Source organism: Mesorhizobium sp. B4-1-1 (assembly GCF_006439375.1).
Lineage (GTDB): Bacteria > Pseudomonadota > Alphaproteobacteria > Rhizobiales > Rhizobiaceae > Mesorhizobium.
The window spans coordinates 1-16,087 of sequence record NZ_VFTH01000010.1 but is presented as its reverse complement, the minus strand read 5'-3'; the positions used below and the strand labels follow the sequence as shown (position 1 = coordinate 16,087).

Here is a 16,087-nt window from a genome sequence, read left to right as displayed (position 1 = left end):
GATATGGATCGCGCCAAAAAACCCACGGCACCGGCACGGTTTCGTGCCGGCCGCGGGGTGGCTGTGCCTTACAGAAATCCGAGTTTGCCGAGGTCCTTGGCAACCAGATAGTAGAAGGTCACGCGGCTCTTGGTGTTGTCGGCATGCATCGCCTTGCAGGTCTTCTCGATCGAGGCATTCGCCTTTGCGGCATCCGCGATGCCGAGCTTCTTGCCGATCCAGTTCTCCCGCACGCGGTCGAGCTCCTTCGGGTCGGTGCAGGACACCAGCGAGGAATCGCGGTTCCTGAGCGCAATGCCCAGATGCTTGACGATCTTATCGACCGCGTCGGCGCTGGCGCTGGCATCGTATTTCTTCACATCCGCAAGATAGTCGGCCATCAAACTTCCCCTCGTCGGCGCCACCGATCCGATCGGTGAGGGTTGTGGCGCGCTACGCAACCTGTGCGTTAGGTCGGAGACTCCTCACCGGCAGCGAGATTTGATTGAGTGGCCGCGCAAGTCAACCCTTGGCTGCGCAGTTTGGCATAATCGGATAAGCGCCGGTTTGGCCTTTCTTTTTCCGTTATCGATCCCTATATTCGTTTCGTCGGCTTGACCGACTATGGCGATAAACAGGCGATGAAATAAGCCGTTCGGACCCGGGGGCGGTACCCGGCGCCTCCACCAAAAACCGCTCTGGCTGACGGAGCGGCTTTTGCTGGGGGCGAAATAGGATCGACGAAGGTGTAAAGATCGTACTTTTGCCCGGCATTGTACCACCGTCATCGGGCTAAACTTATAGTTGCCAACGACAACTATGCGGAAGCTCGTCTCGCTGCTTAATGCGGCGCGAACGCTTCAAATCAAGCCCTAGCGGTTCGCACTTCTAGGCGGGGTTCGGAGGTACCTGGCAACAGAAACCTCCACCTTCCCCTCTTTTGCTTCTTCCCGCCAACCGAACGGCCAAGGCTCGTCCGGCGCTCGATGCGCGGCGTACAGCCTTGCCGCCCATCCTCAATGGACAAGCGATGCAAAACGATTGCGGCCGATTCTTCGTGCTGACCGGCGGTCCAGGTTCCGGCAAGACCACCTTGATCGAAGCGCTGCGGGCCCAGGGCTTCGCGACGGCGCCCGAGGCCGGTCGCGGTATCATCCGCGACCAGATGGCCATCGGCGGCCCTGCCCTTCCCTGGCAGGATCGCGCGCTCTTTGCCGAACTGATGCTGTCGTGGGAGCTGCGCTCATGGCACGCCGCGCATGCCGAACCACCGGGCCCGATCTTCTTCGATCGCGGCGCGCCCGACTCGGTCGGCTATCTCAGGCTCTGCGGCCTGCCGGTGCCGGACCACCTCACGAGCGCTGCGAGGAAATTTCGCTACGCGCGCCGCGTCTTCGTCGCGCCGCCCTGGCCGGAGATCTTCACCCAGGACGAGGAGCGCAAGCAGACGCTCGACGAGGCCGAGCGTACATTCCGCTCGGTGACCGGCGTCTATGTGGAGCTCGGTTACGAACTGGTGCCGTTGCCTCTCGCTCCGGTCGAGGAACGGTTGCGCTTCGTCATCGATCAGGCCGGCTTGCAACAGACATGAAAAAGGCCGGGCATGCCCGGCCTTTCTGTCTTGTCTGTGATTGCTTACTCCGCCGCCTCGACCGCTTCGCGCGAGCGGCCGAGCGTCAGCTTGGCCAGCGTGAAAGAAATCACCGCGCAGAGCGTTATGCCCGCCACCATCGGCAGCGGCGTGCCGTCGAAGAAGATGCCGGCGACGCCCATCGCCAGCGCGCCGATGGCGAAATGCAGCGTACCCATCAGCGCCGAGGCCGTGCCGGCGATCTCGCCATGTTCTTCCATCGCCAGCACCGAGGTTGTCGGGATGACGAGGCCAAGGAAACCGTAGCCGACGAAGAGCAGTGCGGCCATCACGTCGAGCCGGTCGACACCCGAGGCCATGATCGCGAACAGCGCCACCATCACCGTGGCATAGCCGGTGACCGCCACCCAGACGACGCGCTTCAACCCGAAGCGATCGGCCAGCATCCCGGTCAGCTGCGACATGCCGATGAAGGCGACCGCGTTGATCGAGAAGAACACGCTGTAGACCGACGGCGACAGGCCGTAATGGTCGATCAGGATGAAGGACGAGCTCGACAAATAGACGAAGAAGCTCGCAATGCCGAAGCCCGCGATCGCCACGAGGCCAAGGAAGTTGCGGTCGCCCATCAGGTAGCGGTAGCCGGCAAGCGCCGTGCCGAAGGACGAGCCGGCGCGCTCTTCGACCGGCCGCGTCTCCTTGAGCGAGGTGGCGAGCAGAATGGTGGCCAAGGCAGCGGCACCCGTCACCGTCCAGAACACGGCGCGCCAACCAAAACTCTCGATGATCTGGCTGCCGGTCAGCGGCGCCAGGATCGGCGACACCGAGAACACCAGCATCAAAAGCGACATCAGCTTGGCGGCTTCATTGCCGGTGTGCAGGTCGCGCACGATGGCGCGCGGCACCGCCATGCCGGCGCTGGCGCCAAGCCCCTGCAGGAAGCGGAAGGCGATCAGCCACTCGATGGTCGGCGCCATCGCCGAACCGACACCGCCGACCATGAACAGCGCAAGGCCGGCGTAAAGCGGCGCCTTGCGGCCGACCATGTCGGAGATCGGGCCGACGACGATCTGCCCGAAGCCCATCGACAGGAAGAAGATCAGAAGGCTCATCTGCACGGCGGCTGTGCCGGCATGCAGATCCTGGCCGATCGAAGGCAGCGCGGGAAGATACATATCGATCGCAAACGGGCCGATCGCGGACAACAAGCCGAGCACGACCGCGATGCGGAGGAATTTTGGACTCATGATTAAGGCTCTTTTCGGATCTGGTTGCCGCCGCGAATATCGGCGTCTGAACCCAGGACGTTCCATCCCGCGGAAATCCGACACCTGAGAGCGAATTCATTCGTCACTAGAGCGAACTTGTTCGTCTCGGCAGCGCAGACTTCCTGTTATTGTGTCCACAAATTTAGACAGGCTTGTCCAATTCGTCAATCACCGCTATATAGATTTTCATGAAACACGGCATTTCTCCTGACACTTTCCCGCCACGCAGCCACGAGGCCAAGCGGGTGTCGGTGGTAGAGGCTGCTGCCTCCGTATTCTGCCGGGAGGGCTATGCAGGCGCCAATATCGACCTGATCGCGGCCGAGGCCGGCGTTTCACGCCAAACCGTCTACAACCATCACGGTGATAAGGAAAAGCTCTTCGTCGCCGTCGTGCGCGACCTGACGGAGCGCTGCAATGCGGGCATCTTCGCCACCATCGCCAGCTTTCCCGATCAGCCCACGGACCTGGAAGCCGACCTGGTCGCCTTTGCGGTGCGCATGAACCGCAATTGCATCTGCAACCGCGATGGCCGTTTCCTGCGCAAGCTGATCCAGGCCGAAGGCGGGCGTTATCCGGAACTGTTTGCCGAATGGCGCGAACAAGGCCCGGGCCGCACCTGGTCGGCGCTTGCCGCGCGCTTCGCCCGGCTTGCCTTCGCCGGTCACCTGTCGATCGGCGACCCCGACGTCGCGGCGCGTCAGTTCCTCGCCCTCGTCAACGCCGAGCTTCAGATCACGTTCATGCTGGGCGGCGCACCGACCGAGGAAGAGATGCTAAGCTCCGCCACCAATGGTGTGCGGACCTTCCTCAGCGCATTCGCGAGGAAGAAATCGCCAGCCGGCAAACAGGCGGCGCTCGTTCATGCCTGAGCGATCAAATCGCCGGTACCCCTCTTGGCCTCACGGCTTTGCGCCTATATGCGGTTTACGCCGCGCTCAAGCTTGATTACAGCTATGCGGACGATTCAACGGAACCCGACCATCAGATGGCCGACGACCACATCCGCTACGACATTCTGGCTCAGGAAGCTCTGCGCGGTGTCATGCGCAAGGTCCTGGCCGAAGTCGCGCGCACGGGCCTTCCGGGCAATCATCATTTCTTCATCACCTTCCTGACCGGCGCGCCGGGGGTGCGCATCTCGTCCAGGCTGCGCGAGCGCTATCCCGAGCAGATGACCATCGTCATCCAGTTCCAGTACTGGGACCTCAAAGTGACGGATGCCGGCTTCGAGGTCGGGCTTTCCTTCTCCGACGTGCCGGAAAAGCTCGAAATCCCCTTCTCCGCCGTGCGCGGCTTCTACGATCCGTCGGTCAATTTCGAGCTCGAATTCGACGTCAAGACGGAGGGCGCTGAAGACGAGGCCGCCGCTCCTGCGCCTGAGCCGATCGCCGTCGTCCCCGAGAAGAAGGCCGAAACGAAGAAGAAGGCTGCCGAGGCCGAGAAGAAGCCGGCGGTCGCCGAGACCGGCGGCAAGGGCGCCGACGTCGTTTCGCTCGACGCCTTCCGCAAGAAGTAGCCCGGCGCCATGGGCGAGGTCGTCAATCTCCGCCAGGCCCGCAAGCACAAAGCGCGCATCGAGAAGGAACGCCAGGCCGGCGAGAACCGGGCGCTGCACGGCCGCTCGAGGACGGAGCGCGAGCGTGACCGGCTGGCATCGCAAAAGGCCGAGAAATTCGTGGCTGGCCATCGCCGGGAAAAACCCGACGACCCCGGCGAGCGCTGAGTCCGTGCAATGGCCGCGGTCGAAAAACGTTCTGTAACGATCCGCGGTCACCGCACCAGCTTTTCCCTGGAACAGCCTTTCTACGACGACCTCATCGCCATCGCCACGCAGCGTTCGCTGTCGCTCGCGGCCCTGGTCGCGGAGATCGACGAGACGCGCACCCGCGACGCCAACCTGTCGTCCGCGCTGAGGCTCTATGTGCTGGCCTGGGCGAAGCGCGGCGGCGCGGCGTCGTGATGCCTAAGCCCGATCGCCCACGCTTTGCTCTACCTTGCGCTTGGCGCCGAAGCTGAGCAGGGCCGAACGGTCGCGCTCCTCCGCCTGCTTTTTCGACCTTACCCGCATCATGTCTTTCCAGCCGATATAGCCGACGAGCCGTTCATCCTCGCGTGAGACGACCGGCAGATGCGAGACATTGGCGAGCAGAAGCTTGTCGGAAAGCGCCTCCAGATATTCGTCCGGATAAGCCAGCGTGATCTTGCTGCCGGCGAGCAATTCGCCGAGCGTCGTGCTGCGATGCTTGCCGGCGCGCCGCCAGCGCAGGATCGCGGGCGGATCGATGACGCCGAGCACATGCCCCTCCCCGTTGACCACCGGGAAGCTCGGGTGCCGCGTGTCCGGCGCGGTCAGGAACGTCGCCGCGCCGTGCAGCGTCATCGTCGCCGGCACGCTCTCGACCTTGGTCGTCATCACTTCCTTGACCCTTGTCAAAGCGAAAGGATCGACGCGGTATTCGCGCACGAGGTGATGCCCGCGCCGCGCGACTTTCTCGGTTAGGATCGAGCGCTTCATCAACAGCACGGTGACCGCGTGAGCGGTGGCGCAGGCCGCGATCAGCGGCACCAGGACATGTGTGTTGCCGGTGAGCTCGGTGGCGAAGAAGGTTGCGGTGAGCGGCGCGCGCATGGTGCCGCCCATGGTCGCGGCCATCGCCAGCAGCGGCCAGAAGCCGGGACTCGCCTCGGGCAGGATGCCCGACAGCACCGCTCCCATCGCGCCGCCCATGATGAGCAGCGGCGCCAGCACGCCGCCCGAGGTCCCGGACCCCAGCGCAACCGACCAGATGATGGCCTTCACCACCAGAAGCAGCAGCGCGGCGGTCGCGACGATGCGGCCGTCGAGCATATTGGCGATGTTGTCGTAGCCGACGCCAAGCGCGTGCGGCTCGATCAGACCGCCGATGCCGACCATCAGGCCGCCAATCATCGGCCACCACATCCAGTGTATCGGCAGCTTCAGGAAGGCGTCCTCGCAGGCATAGACCAGTTGCGTCAGCAGACCCGAAAGCAGCCCGGCAGCAATGCCGACCAGCACCCAGCCGCCCAGTCCGGCGATCGAGACCTCCATGGTGCCTGAGAACGGAAAGATCGGACCCGGCAGGTGCAGCAGGCTGCGCTCGACTTCCGCGACGATCGCGGCGACGGCGACCGGGATGAAGCTGCGCGGCGTCCATTCGAACAGGAGCAATTCGACGGCGAGCATGATGGCGGCGATCGGCGTGCCGAACACCGTCGTCATGCCGGCCGCCGCACCCGCCACCAGCAGCGTCTTGCGCTCATTGTCGCTGACCGGCAGCATCTGCGCGATCAGCGAGCCGATGGCGCCGCCGGTCATGATGATCGGGCCTTCGGCGCCGAACGGTCCGCCCGAGCCGATCGAGATCGCCGACGACAGCGGCTTCAGCACCGCGACCTTGGCGTCGAGCCGCGAACGTCCGAGCAGAATCGCCTCGATGGCCTCGGGAATACCGTGGCCGCGGATCTTCTCGCTGCCGAAGCGCGCCATCAGGCCGATGATCAGCGCGCCGATTACCGGGACGATCACGGCGGCATAGCCCAGCCGCGAGTCCTCGAGCTTAAGTTCGGCCAGCGAGAACTGGCCGAAATAGGCGATGTTGGTGGCAAGACGGATGAGCTGCAGAAGCACGATGCCGGCGAAGAGCCCAGCAGTCGCCACCACGACGGCAATGGCCGCGATCAGCAGAACACGCGGATCGGTCGTGAAGTCGCGAAGATTGCCGTTGCCGGCGCGAGCAGGTTTCATTTTGGGAGCCTGAACTTTCTGGCGGCGCGAAGGCCGTCCGGTTTCAGGCGGTCTAATATCGTAATACGATATAAATCCGCAAGGCTGTTTCAATCGCTGCATCGCGTCATTTTGGACAGGGACCGCGACGGGCAGTTGAGCTTTTTCGGGAAAAGACCATAAGTCGGGAAATGACGCCGCCGAAATCACGCCCCGCCATCAGCCAGGCCGACTACCAGCGGCTATCCCAGTTCCGTTATCTGATCCGCCGCTTTCTCGAATTCAGCCAGGTCCAGGCGAACGAGGCGGGCCTCACGCCGCGCCAGCACCAGGCGCTGCTGGCGATCAAAGGGTTTCCAGGCGGCGGACCGGTTGCGGTGGGCGAGCTTGCCGAGCGGCTGCGCATCCGCCATCACAGCGCGGTGGAGCTGGTGAACCGCCTTGCCGAGGCGGGCCTGGTCATACGCGATCAGGACAAGGGCGATCACCGGCGTGTGCTGCTGCAACTGACACCCTTGGCCGACGACCGCCTGGCCGATTTGTCGGCCGTGCATCTCGACGAGCTTTCTCGCATTGAGCCGATGCTGCGGCGCCTGCTCTCGCGCCAGGAACAGTCCTGAGCGCGGTGGCTAATTCGCTACGCGTGTGACGTGTGTTCAACCGCCGTCGAGCGATTTCAGCAGATTGTCGATCGTGAACGGGTTGGCCTTCGGCTTCGCCGGCGCTGAAGTCGAACCATCATTGACGCCGGGCAGCGCCTCCTCGGCCTTTGGCGTTTGCGCGGCCGCCTTGCGTGCCGCTTCCAGCTTCGCCTGCTCGGCCTTCTTGCGATCGGCCTGTGCCTTGGCCGCCTCGTCCGCGGCCCGTTGCTCGGCCTCGGCCTTCGCCTGTGCATCGGCCTTCGCCTTGGCGTCCGCTTCGGCCTGAGCCTCGGCGTCGGCTTCCGCCTTGGCCCTGGCCTCTTCATCCGCTTTGGCTTTCGCGTCGGCTACAGCCTTTGCCTCGGCTTCCGCCTGTGCTTCCGCTTCCGCTTCGGCCTTCGCCTTGGCGTCCGCCTCGGCCTTCTGCCGCGCCTCTTCTTCTTGCCGGCGCAACTCCTCGGCCGCGTTGTCGCGCTCCGTCTGTAGCGCCGCGTAATAGCGTACCTCGCGCCGCAGCCGCTGCTTCTCCAAGAGCGCTGCCTGCATCGCCTCGACGCGCTGCTGTTCCTTCTCCAGCGCGCGCTGCGTCAGGAACTGCGCCAGCGGGCCGCTGTCGAACCGGGGCGCGGTAGCCCCAAGCGGACCGGCCAGGCTGAAATTGACGGCCGGTTCGGAACCGACCAGCGCCTCGTCGCCGGGACGGTAGGTCAGCGCCCCCTTTGCCGTGACGGTGCTCGTGTTGAGATCGGCCGTCACGTCGGCGGACAAGGTCGCGCCGGGATTGTCGAGGCTGATCGGCGGCGCCCGCAACGTGCCGTTGGCGATGGTGAAGGCCACATCGGTATCGCCGGCGGCGAAGCTGCCCTCGCCGGCGATCTGGGACGCGAACTCCGCCGTCTTGGCCGTGTCGATGTCGCGTCCGATCGCGTCGGCCTTGGCGATCATGGCGGCAAAGCCTTCGGGATTGATGCCGTCCACTTTCAATCCCTTCAGCGCCGCCGTGCCGGATCCGGACAGGGCCGCAATCATGGCGTCGACGGATTTGCCGCTGGTCGACAGCGCCGTCGAAAGATCGCCGCTGCCGCCGATACCGGCGCCGGGCAGAACCGCGGAAAGATCGCTGCCGGCCAGCCTCATCTGGCCGGAGAACAGGCCGGTGCCCTCCGTGTTCTTCAGGTCGAACAGGCCGGTCAGATCGCCGCCGTAGAGCTTCGCCTTGAGGTCGGAGACGTGGATGCCTTCGCGATCGAGCTTCAGCGAGAATGAAGCGTCATGCGCCGTGGCGAAGGGCCCGACGGCGAGCGCCGATGTGTTGAGATCGAGATCCGCGTTGAACGGCAGCGTCGACTTCTGGCTGAACGGCGTCGTTGGCCAGCCGCCCTTGGCGGGGGCGAAAGCCTGGTCGCCGAACAGCGAGACCGCCAGCGGATCGAGGTCGAGCTCGTCGAGCGCCAGCGCCCCGGCAAGATGTGGCAGCCCATCCTTGGCGTCGATGTTGATGTCGCCGGACACCGCCGCCTTGTTGATCGAACCGGTGAGACCGCTCAGCACTAGGAGCCCATTGCCGAAATCGGCATCGGCCGCCAGCGACGTTGCTGTCCCGGTTCCCATGCCGGGCAGGCCTACGCCCGTCGTCATCAGCCACGGCTCGATATCGGCGGCATCGAGACTGACCTTGCCCTTGGCGGTGGGGCCTTGCGCCGTCGAGGCGACTGTTCCGTCGAAGCCTGCCCTGAAATCATCGGCCGTCAGGTTGAAGCTGGTCGCGAGACCGCCGGCAACCGAGCCCTTCGCCGAGACGTCGGTATTGGCGTGGCCGAGCATGCCGAGCGGCAGCGCAGGCAGGCCGTAAAGCGCAAGCAGCGTGGTGGCATTGTCGTTGCGGGCGTTGAAGGTGATCGACACGGGCGCCTCGGAGAGCTTGTCCGCGGTCCCCTTGCCGGAAAGCGACGCCGAGAAGGCCGAGCCGCCGGCCTTCCCCTGGGCTGAGAGCGCCAAGCCCGTGGTGCCATCGCCATTGTCGGCGGCGCTGGTCAAGAGATCAATGCGCGCGTCCTGGAACAGTTCGGGATAGGCCGCCGCGCGGCTGGCCAGGCCTTTGAGCACGCCATTGTCGGGATAGTGCTGTGCCGCGACATCGATTAGCGGCTTGAGGTCCATCGCCACCACGGAAGCGTTGAGCTTGCCGGTCGGGCTCTGCGGGAAATCCTTGACCCGGCCCGTGGCACTGATCGAGGCGCCGGCCAGGCCGCCGATCGAAAGCCGATCGATCTCGAGCAGGCCCTCGCGCAGCCGCAGCGCCGTGTCGACGGTGTCGGCGCTGAGCCCGGCAGCGCTGACTGGACCCGCCTTGATCTGGAAATCGAGATCGCGGTCCGAAAACCGGTTAGCGCCCTTGTCGCTGATGAAGATCGAGGCGAAAGCGGCGAGCCCGTCCAGGTCCATCTCGCCGCCCGTCAGCCGCATCAGCACCGACGGCCTGGCGCCATCCGCCTGGCTGGAATCGATGCTGCCCGCAAACTTCGCCTTGCCGAGGATGAGCTCGAGATCGCTGAAGGACTGCCGGTTCTCGCTGAGATCGACCTTGGCCTTGAAGCCTGCCGCGGGCAGCCGGCGTATCGCCTCGTCGACATCCTTCGACAGCCAGGCGGCAAAGCCGGATGGCTGTCCGACGGCGAGCAGCAACGAGCCGGTGAAGCCGAAATGGTCTTCCACGCTCAACATGCCGTCGGCTTCGAGCGTCGTGCGGCCCGGCAGCGTCGCGGCGAGCGACTTGACCGACCAGCCCCCTTCGACCGGCTCGGCCGACAGCCGCACGTCGCGCACCGTCGTGTCGCCCGCCACCACCGCCGGCAGCCTGACCTCGACCGTGCCCGGTATGGTCGGCTTCGGCATGTGCTGCAGCGTCCTCTCGAATGCAGCGATGCGCTGGTCGAGCGTCAAGCCGGCGCCGGCGGCCCCGCCGACGGCCTCGTCGAACTGCACCTGCGCGCCGCTGGCCTCGACCGAGAAATGCGGCTTCAGGCCGAGATCGACCGAGGCCTTGCCGTCGGCGGTATAGGGATTGTCGAGCGGCCCTGTCTCGAAGCGGAACTCGTCGACATCGAGCTTCTGGTGGTCGAGCGCGAACTTGCCGTTCAGCCGGAAGCCTGGGTCGGGCTTGCCGGTGCTGATCTTGACCGGCTGGCCCTCGTTGCCGCGCAGTTGGGCCGAATTCCTGTCGTCACCCGAAATCTTGAACTGGCCGGAATAGACCGCGGCGCCCTTGACGATGCCGGCATTGCCGTCGGTTTCGATGATCAGCGGATAGGCATCGGGATCCGCTTTCAGCCTGAGCCGCATCTGGCCGTCCGGCTCCGCCTTGCCGGTCGAAGCCGAGACGTCGGCGCGCAGGCCGTCGAAGCGCAGCGTTCCGTCCATGCGCCATGGGCCGGTGAGCGCCTTGGCCGAAATGGTCGAGTTGATCTCCGAGATCAGATGGCTGCGCCCGCCGGCGGCGTGGCGCAATTCGATCTGCCCTTCGGTTACCGACAGCTTCTCGATCGCGATCTGGCCTGGGTCGAAGGGCGTCGAGGGCCGGAGCGTCCAGTCGACGGTGCCGTCGCCGGCTACGTTGATGGTGGCTTTCGGATGCACCAGCCGCATGTCGAAGATCAGCACCTCGCCGCGCAGGAATGGCGCAAGCTCGGCATCCATGGAAAAGGTCTCGACCGTCATCGCCGGCTGGCCTTTCGGCCCTCCCGCCACCTCCACATTGGAGAAGGTCACCGACGGAAACGGCAACAGCCGCGCCGTCGCGTCGCCCTTCACCGTCACCTTGCGGCCGAGGATGGCGCTCGCCTCGCGCTCGAAATCGCCTCGGTAACCCGTCCAGTCGATGAAATACGGCACCACCAGCGCCGCGCACAGCACCAGCACGAACAGGCCACCGAAGATCACGAACAGGCGGGCGAGCATCTGTTTCCCGGGTTGAAAGTCAGCCGCACTCTACCCGCATCCGCGTGTCGATAAAGAGGCAATTCAGCGTGCGACAGCCGCCAACGTCTCCAGTTGCGTGACCGCTCGCGGTCGCGATATCTCTTTTGCAAATTCCTGCCCTTCCGGCCGCGTCCTTGGCCACCATGAATCTGAACCCAACACGGAGTGTTCCCGATGTCAGGCAAGAACTGGGATAGAGTGCCGATCGACGCGCAGAGCGTCGACGCGCCGCTGTCGCAAGCCGCGATTTTCCTTGTTGTGACCGTCGGCAGCGACAGGGCGGCGCTTTCGAATGTCGCTTCGGTGCTGGGCGAGCTCGACGACCTCGTCAAGAATGTCGGCTTCCGCGACCTGTCGGGCCGGCTGTCCTGCATCGCCGGCGTCGGCGCCGGGCTCTGGAACCGCCTGTCGCCCAACCGCCGGCCACGCGAGCTGAAACCCTTCGCGCCGATCGAGGGCTCGGCGCATTCGGCGCCCTCGACGCCGGGCGATCTCCTTTTCCACATCCGCGCCGAGCGGCCCGACATGTGCTTCGAGTTCGAGCGCATCATACTGAACAGTCTTGGTGCCAGCGTGACCGTCGCCGACGAGGTGTCCGGCTTTCGCTATTTCGACGCGCGCGACCTGCTGGGCTTCGTCGACGGCACCGCCAATCCGACCGGCCTCGACCTGCCCGACTCCGCCTTGGTCGGCGACGAGGACGGCGACTTTGCCGGCGGCAGCTACGTGGTCGTGCAGAAATACCTGCACGACATGGCCGCTTGGGGCAAAACGCCGACGCATGTCCAGGAAGAAATCATCGGCCGCACCAAGATCGACAACATCGAGATCGATGATGACGACAAGCCGCGCAAGTCGCACAAGTCCTTGGCCACGATCGAGGACGACGCCGGCAACGAATACGACATCCTGCGCGACAACATGCCGTTCGGCCGCCCCGGCCAGAACGAGTTCGGCACCTATTTCATCGGCTACACGCGCTATCTGTGGGTGATCGAGAAGATGCTGCAGCGCATGTATGTCGGCGAACCGCCAGGCGCTTACGACCGGCTGCTCGACTTCTCGACGCCGCATACCGGCACGACGTTCTTCGCGCCGACACGGCCCATGCTGCAGAAATTGACCGAAGGGGTGCAGGAATAAGCTGCACCAGCCCAGGAGAGTTTCTTACCGCGCGTCGCGCTTGGCCTGAGCCACCGCCGCCGCTTTTCGCTGACGGCCACGCTCCGCCGGCCGAACCAGGCTCTGCGCCTTTTTGCTTGCTATCGCCCGCGCGCCTCCGTGCGCCGTGCGCGTGTTGAAGTCCGGCCCATTGGCGACGGCCTTTTTGCTGGCCAACGCCTTGCGGGCGTTCTCGACCAACGAGAGGCGCGAAGCGAGCTGACGGCGTCGTTCGGCTTCGCCGTTCAACCGCCGCATGGCCATTGCGAGGACTTCCAGCTTCAACCGGGATCCGCCGTCGGCCTTCGACGCCACGGCGCCCTTCGGAGCACCCTTGCCGCGCATTTCCCGGCGCCGCCGATGCGCCTCGGTTTGCGCTTTGTCGCGCCGTTCCCGCAACAGCTTGACCAGATTGGCAAGTTCGGCGTCCGCAAGCTCCTGAACCACGGGATGATGCGACTTCGCAACGAGATCCTGTTCATCCACGCTAAGCGCGCGAGCCTCTTCCTTGCGTGAAATCGCCATCGCTTCGATCCTCCGTTATGAAGCCTGCGCCCGTCTCGGATCTCCGGGACCGAGTCTGCGACCAAACGGCGATGCAATCAAGCGGGAGAAATATCTACGTCGACGGCAGTATCTTTCCGGGATTCATGATGTTCAGCGGATCGAGCGCCTGCTTGATCGTGCGCATGACATCGACGCCATGGCCGAGTTCGTGCCGCAGGAAGCCGACCTTGCCTTGGCCGATGCCGTGCTCGCCGGTGCAGGTGCCTTCCATGGCGATCGCGCGCATGTTGAGCCGGGCGACGAATTTCTCGGCGAGCGCGATCTCTTCAGGATTGTCGACATCCATCAGCACCAGCACATGGAAATTGCCGTCGCCGGCATGGCCGACGATCGGCGCGACAAGCCCCATCTCGGCAATGTCGGCCTCGGTTTCCATGACGCATTCGGCAAGCCGCGAGATCGGCACGCAGACGTCGGTCGACAGCCCCTTGGCGCCGGGGCGCAGCGTCAGCGACGACCAATAGGCGTCGTGCCGCGCCTTCCAGAGTCTTGTCCGCTCCTCCGCGACGCTGGTCCACAGGAACGGCCCTCCTCCATTCTCCTCGGCGATCATGCCAAACATCTCGGCCTGCTCGGCCACGCCGGCCTCGCTGCCATGGAACTCCACGAACAGGCACGGGCTCTCCGGATAGTCGAGCTTGGAATAATTCTTCATCGCCCGCATCTGCAGCGCGTTGACCAGTTCGATGCGCGCCACCGGGATGCCCATCTGGATCGTGGCTATCACCGTGTTGCAGGCGGCCTCCAGGCTTGGAAACGGGCAGACGCCGCCTGAGATCGCCTGCGGAATGCCCTGCAGTCTCAGCGTCAGCGAGGTGATAACGCCGAGCGTGCCTTCCGAACCGACCAGAAGCCGCGTCAGGTCGTAACCGGCCGAGCTTTTCTTCGCCCGCTTGCCGGTCGTCACGGTCTCGCCATCGGCCATGACGGCGGTCAGCGACAGCACGTTTTCGCGCATGGTGCCGTAGCGCACCGCGTTGGTGCCGGAAGCCCTTGTCGCCGCCATGCCGCCCAGCGACGCGTTGGCGCCCGGATCGATCGGAAAGAACAGGCCGGTGTCGCGCAAATGCCGGTTGAGGTCCTCGCGCGTCACCCCGGGCTCGACGGTGCAGTCGAGATCCTGCGGATTGACGGCGAGGATCCGGTTCATGCGCGACGTATCGATGGAAATGCCGCCGCCCGGCGCGTTGGTGTGGCCCTCGAGCGAGGAGCCGACGCCGAAGGCGATGACCGGCACGCGGTGGACAGCGCAGGCGCGTACGATCTCCTGCACGTCCGCGGTCGTCTCGACGAAAGCGACGCCGTCGGGCGCCTGGGTCGGGATATAGGTGGTGGTGTGCGCGTGCTGGCCGCGTATCGCCTCGCCGGTCTGGAAGCGCTCGCCGAAGCGCTGCTTGAGGATGCCGAGCACCGCGGCGATGCCTTCCTCGTTGCGTTCGACCGGACTGAGGTCGCTCAAAGCCATGAATTCCTCCGCGAATGGACCAGCGGCCACCCTTGTTATGCAGCTATGGATGATGCGTAAAGCAATTCCAGGAAAAGTGCGAAGGGTTAGGCTCGGCCTCTCGCCGGAGCCCTCCAGCCGGAATTGCGCCAGAACAAAGAGAACCTCACCAACTACGCTCTGTCCAGCGACGCTCAAGGAAACCATATGACGATCCCCGCGCCCATCATTTCCCGCCCATTGGCGATCGAGAACGACTGGATCGACTATAACGGCCATCTCAACATGGCCTATTACAACGTGCTGTTCGATCGCGGCACCGACGAAGCGTTCGAAATGATGGGAGTGGACTCGAGCTATACCAAGGAGCGCCGCCTCAGCGTCTACACCGCGGAAGTCCATGTCTGCTACGTACGCGAGCTGCATCTCCACGACACGGTCAAGGTATCGTTCCAGCTCATCGATCATGACGACAAGCGGTTGAGAACTTATCAGGAAATCCGCCATGTCGACGGCTGGCTTGCCGCCACATCCGAAACGCTGTCGCTGCATGTCGACATGGAAGGACCGAAGGTCGCCCCCTTCCCCGCCGACGTGATGGCCAAGTTGGAGGCCATGCGCGCCGCCCATGCGGCGCTGCCGATGCCGGAGCGCGCCGGTCGCTCGATCGGCATCAAGCGCAAGAGTGCTTGAAAACCCGCGCGCCCGCGTTAACCTTACCAAGGTTTTAACGTGAACAAGTCGGTTGAGTCCGTTGAACGACTCACCGGTGCGTTCGAAAACCGCCCTACCGGGTTTACGCGCGGGCGGCTGGCGGAATGCGGTGCGAGGACAGTGCATGAAAACCGACATCAAGGTCGAAGTGGAACGGTTGGCGGCCGATCCACGCATCACCGACTATGATTTCTGGCGATCGCTGAAGAACGTCAACAATGAGATCTTCCACATCGCCAACAACAACGAACCTATCCCGTTCGACATGATCCGCTGGCGCGCCATTCTGAAGCAGGCGCGCATGAAGCGCGGCCACGCTTGATCCATCGTCGGTGCCTCATCATCGCTGCCCAGTCATAGCTGCCCGGTCATAGCTGCTTGAACCCGCCCAGCGGCGAGCGCGGCTCGACCGGTGACGACTGGATGATGGCGGTGTTGGTCATCGCATAGGGGATAATCCGGTCGATCACCCGCTCGAGGTCGCTTACAGAGCCGACATGGGCGAGCGCGATGAAGCAGTCCTCGCCGGTGACCCGGTCGCATTGCGCGATTTCCGGCAGCTCGCGGATGATGTCCGCTACCACCGAAAGCTGTCCCGGCACGGGCCTTATTCTCAGCCATGCCGACAGCTTCATGCCGAGAGCGGCCGGATTGATCCTGACCGTATAGGCCTCGATCACGCCGTTCTCCTGCAGCTTGCGGATGCGCTCCGCCACGCTCGGCGCCGACAGCCCGACCGCGCGCGCCAATTCCGCCATGCTGATGCGCGCGTCCTTTTCCAGCAGACGCAGGACCTTCAAATCGATCGCGTCGAGGTCGACATTTTCACTTCGAAGGTTTTTCAAATCGAATCTCTTCCATCAGAAAGCGAAACCACGCACCCAGCTGTTTATTGCGCATGTATTCCGTGAATTTTGCCTGCGATAATGCTCCTATGAAAGTTCAAACGCAAATTCCGGCTGCAAAGCAGGCCAGCGGTGATATCGATGCCCGTCC

At 64.2% G+C, this 16,087-nt stretch carries 16 protein-coding genes and 1 other RNA gene; 10 read left to right on the top strand and 7 right to left on the bottom strand.

What is annotated here, in order from left to right; genetic code table 11:
- Positions 1-68 precede the first annotated feature (68 nt).
- Entirely contained in the window at positions 69-380 is a 312-nt protein-coding gene (locus FJW10_RS15645) for a DUF2853 family protein (RefSeq protein WP_140900790.1), read from the bottom strand.
- Between the two features lie 168 nt (positions 381-548).
- Here FJW10_RS15645 and ssrA point away from each other — a divergent pair.
- Positions 549-909: a transfer-messenger RNA gene (gene ssrA, locus FJW10_RS15640) on the top strand.
- A 100-nt stretch (positions 910-1,009) separates the two neighbouring features.
- Positions 1,010-1,570, top strand: a complete 561-nt coding sequence (locus tag FJW10_RS15635) for an AAA family ATPase (protein ID WP_140900789.1) — start codon at positions 1,010-1,012, stop codon at positions 1,568-1,570.
- A 44-nt stretch (positions 1,571-1,614) separates the two neighbouring features.
- On the opposite strand, the gene FJW10_RS15630 is transcribed toward FJW10_RS15635, so the two are convergent.
- Positions 1,615-2,817 carry a multidrug effflux MFS transporter gene (locus FJW10_RS15630; protein WP_140900788.1) on the bottom strand — a complete coding sequence of 401 codons (1,203 nt, stop codon included), beginning with the start codon at positions 2,815-2,817 and terminating at the stop codon, positions 1,615-1,617.
- Between the two features lie 209 nt (positions 2,818-3,026).
- On the opposite strand from FJW10_RS15630, the gene FJW10_RS15625 reads away from it, so the two are divergent.
- From FJW10_RS15625 to FJW10_RS15610, 4 genes are all read left to right on the top strand, one after another.
- Positions 3,027-3,710, top strand: coding sequence for a TetR/AcrR family transcriptional regulator (locus FJW10_RS15625; RefSeq protein ID WP_140829111.1), 684 nt, complete (start codon positions 3,027-3,029; stop codon positions 3,708-3,710).
- 116 nt (positions 3,711-3,826) lie between these two features.
- The gene (locus tag FJW10_RS15620) at positions 3,827-4,357 is read left to right on the top strand and encodes an SspB family protein (protein WP_140829109.1); all 531 of its coding nucleotides are present in this window, start codon (positions 3,827-3,829) and stop codon (positions 4,355-4,357) included.
- A 9-nt stretch (positions 4,358-4,366) separates the two neighbouring features.
- Entirely contained in the window at positions 4,367-4,564 is a 198-nt protein-coding gene (locus tag FJW10_RS15615) for a DUF4169 family protein (RefSeq protein WP_140900787.1), read from the top strand.
- 9 nt (positions 4,565-4,573) lie between these two features.
- Positions 4,574-4,801 (top strand): ribbon-helix-helix domain-containing protein, encoded by a 228-nt coding sequence (locus FJW10_RS15610; RefSeq protein WP_140900786.1) that lies wholly within the window; start codon positions 4,574-4,576, stop codon positions 4,799-4,801.
- Between the two features lie 3 nt (positions 4,802-4,804).
- Here the strand turns inward: FJW10_RS15610 and FJW10_RS15605 are convergent, their stop codons facing one another.
- Positions 4,805-6,607: a chloride channel protein gene (locus FJW10_RS15605; RefSeq protein WP_140900785.1), complete on the bottom strand. Its 1,803-nt coding sequence runs from the start codon at positions 6,605-6,607 to the stop codon at positions 4,805-4,807.
- 170 nt (positions 6,608-6,777) lie between these two features.
- On the opposite strand from FJW10_RS15605, the gene FJW10_RS15600 reads away from it, so the two are divergent.
- Positions 6,778-7,206 (top strand): helix-turn-helix domain-containing protein, encoded by a 429-nt coding sequence (locus tag FJW10_RS15600; RefSeq protein WP_140900784.1) that lies wholly within the window; start codon positions 6,778-6,780, stop codon positions 7,204-7,206.
- 36 nt (positions 7,207-7,242) lie between these two features.
- Here FJW10_RS15600 and FJW10_RS15595 read toward each other — a convergent pair whose 3' ends face one another.
- The gene (locus FJW10_RS15595; RefSeq protein WP_140900783.1) at positions 7,243-11,184 is read right to left on the bottom strand and encodes an AsmA family protein; all 3,942 of its coding nucleotides are present in this window, start codon (positions 11,182-11,184) and stop codon (positions 7,243-7,245) included.
- 195 nt (positions 11,185-11,379) lie between these two features.
- On the opposite strand from FJW10_RS15595, the gene FJW10_RS15590 reads away from it, so the two are divergent.
- On the top strand, positions 11,380-12,348 hold the full coding sequence (locus FJW10_RS15590; protein ID WP_140900782.1) for a Dyp-type peroxidase: 969 nt from the start codon (positions 11,380-11,382) through the stop codon (positions 12,346-12,348).
- A gap of 24 nt (positions 12,349-12,372) precedes the next feature.
- Here the strand turns inward: FJW10_RS15590 and FJW10_RS15585 are convergent, their stop codons facing one another.
- Positions 12,373-12,891, bottom strand: coding sequence for a hypothetical protein (locus tag FJW10_RS15585; RefSeq protein WP_140900781.1), 519 nt, complete (start codon positions 12,889-12,891; stop codon positions 12,373-12,375).
- 94 nt (positions 12,892-12,985) lie between these two features.
- Positions 12,986-14,398, bottom strand: a complete 1,413-nt coding sequence (locus tag FJW10_RS15580) for an FAD-linked oxidase C-terminal domain-containing protein (protein WP_140900780.1) — start codon at positions 14,396-14,398, stop codon at positions 12,986-12,988.
- A gap of 186 nt (positions 14,399-14,584) precedes the next feature.
- Here FJW10_RS15580 and FJW10_RS15575 point away from each other — a divergent pair, with 186 nt between their 5' ends.
- The gene (locus FJW10_RS15575) at positions 14,585-15,070 is read left to right on the top strand and encodes a thioesterase family protein (RefSeq protein WP_140829092.1); all 486 of its coding nucleotides are present in this window, start codon (positions 14,585-14,587) and stop codon (positions 15,068-15,070) included.
- Between the two features lie 145 nt (positions 15,071-15,215).
- Positions 15,216-15,413: a hypothetical protein gene (locus tag FJW10_RS15570; RefSeq protein WP_027168755.1), complete on the top strand. Its 198-nt coding sequence runs from the start codon at positions 15,216-15,218 to the stop codon at positions 15,411-15,413.
- A gap of 46 nt (positions 15,414-15,459) precedes the next feature.
- On the opposite strand, the gene FJW10_RS15565 is transcribed toward FJW10_RS15570, so the two are convergent.
- Entirely contained in the window at positions 15,460-15,936 is a 477-nt protein-coding gene (locus FJW10_RS15565) for an Lrp/AsnC family transcriptional regulator (RefSeq protein WP_140900779.1), read from the bottom strand.
- Positions 15,937-16,087: the final 151 nt, after the last annotated feature.

Coding starts and splice junctions, on each gene's coding strand:
- FJW10_RS15645 (WP_140900790.1), bottom strand. CDS start 380: ATGGCCGACTATCTTGCGGATGTGAAGAAATACGATGCCAGCGCCAGC.
- FJW10_RS15635 (WP_140900789.1), top strand. CDS start 1,010: ATGCAAAACGATTGCGGCCGATTCTTCGTGCTGACCGGCGGTCCAGGT.
- FJW10_RS15630 (WP_140900788.1), bottom strand. CDS start 2,817: ATGAGTCCAAAATTCCTCCGCATCGCGGTCGTGCTCGGCTTGTTGTCC.
- FJW10_RS15625 (WP_140829111.1), top strand. CDS start 3,027: ATGAAACACGGCATTTCTCCTGACACTTTCCCGCCACGCAGCCACGAG.
- FJW10_RS15620 (WP_140829109.1), top strand. CDS start 3,827: ATGGCCGACGACCACATCCGCTACGACATTCTGGCTCAGGAAGCTCTG.
- FJW10_RS15615 (WP_140900787.1), top strand. CDS start 4,367: ATGGGCGAGGTCGTCAATCTCCGCCAGGCCCGCAAGCACAAAGCGCGC.
- FJW10_RS15610 (WP_140900786.1), top strand. CDS start 4,574: ATGGCCGCGGTCGAAAAACGTTCTGTAACGATCCGCGGTCACCGCACC.
- FJW10_RS15605 (WP_140900785.1), bottom strand. CDS start 6,607: ATGAAACCTGCTCGCGCCGGCAACGGCAATCTTCGCGACTTCACGACC.
- FJW10_RS15600 (WP_140900784.1), top strand. CDS start 6,778: ATGACGCCGCCGAAATCACGCCCCGCCATCAGCCAGGCCGACTACCAG.
- FJW10_RS15595 (WP_140900783.1), bottom strand. CDS start 11,184: ATGCTCGCCCGCCTGTTCGTGATCTTCGGTGGCCTGTTCGTGCTGGTG.
- FJW10_RS15590 (WP_140900782.1), top strand. CDS start 11,380: ATGTCAGGCAAGAACTGGGATAGAGTGCCGATCGACGCGCAGAGCGTC.
- FJW10_RS15585 (WP_140900781.1), bottom strand. CDS start 12,891: ATGGCGATTTCACGCAAGGAAGAGGCTCGCGCGCTTAGCGTGGATGAA.
- FJW10_RS15580 (WP_140900780.1), bottom strand. CDS start 14,398: ATGGCTTTGAGCGACCTCAGTCCGGTCGAACGCAACGAGGAAGGCATC.
- FJW10_RS15575 (WP_140829092.1), top strand. CDS start 14,585: ATGACGATCCCCGCGCCCATCATTTCCCGCCCATTGGCGATCGAGAAC.
- FJW10_RS15570 (WP_027168755.1), top strand. CDS start 15,216: ATGAAAACCGACATCAAGGTCGAAGTGGAACGGTTGGCGGCCGATCCA.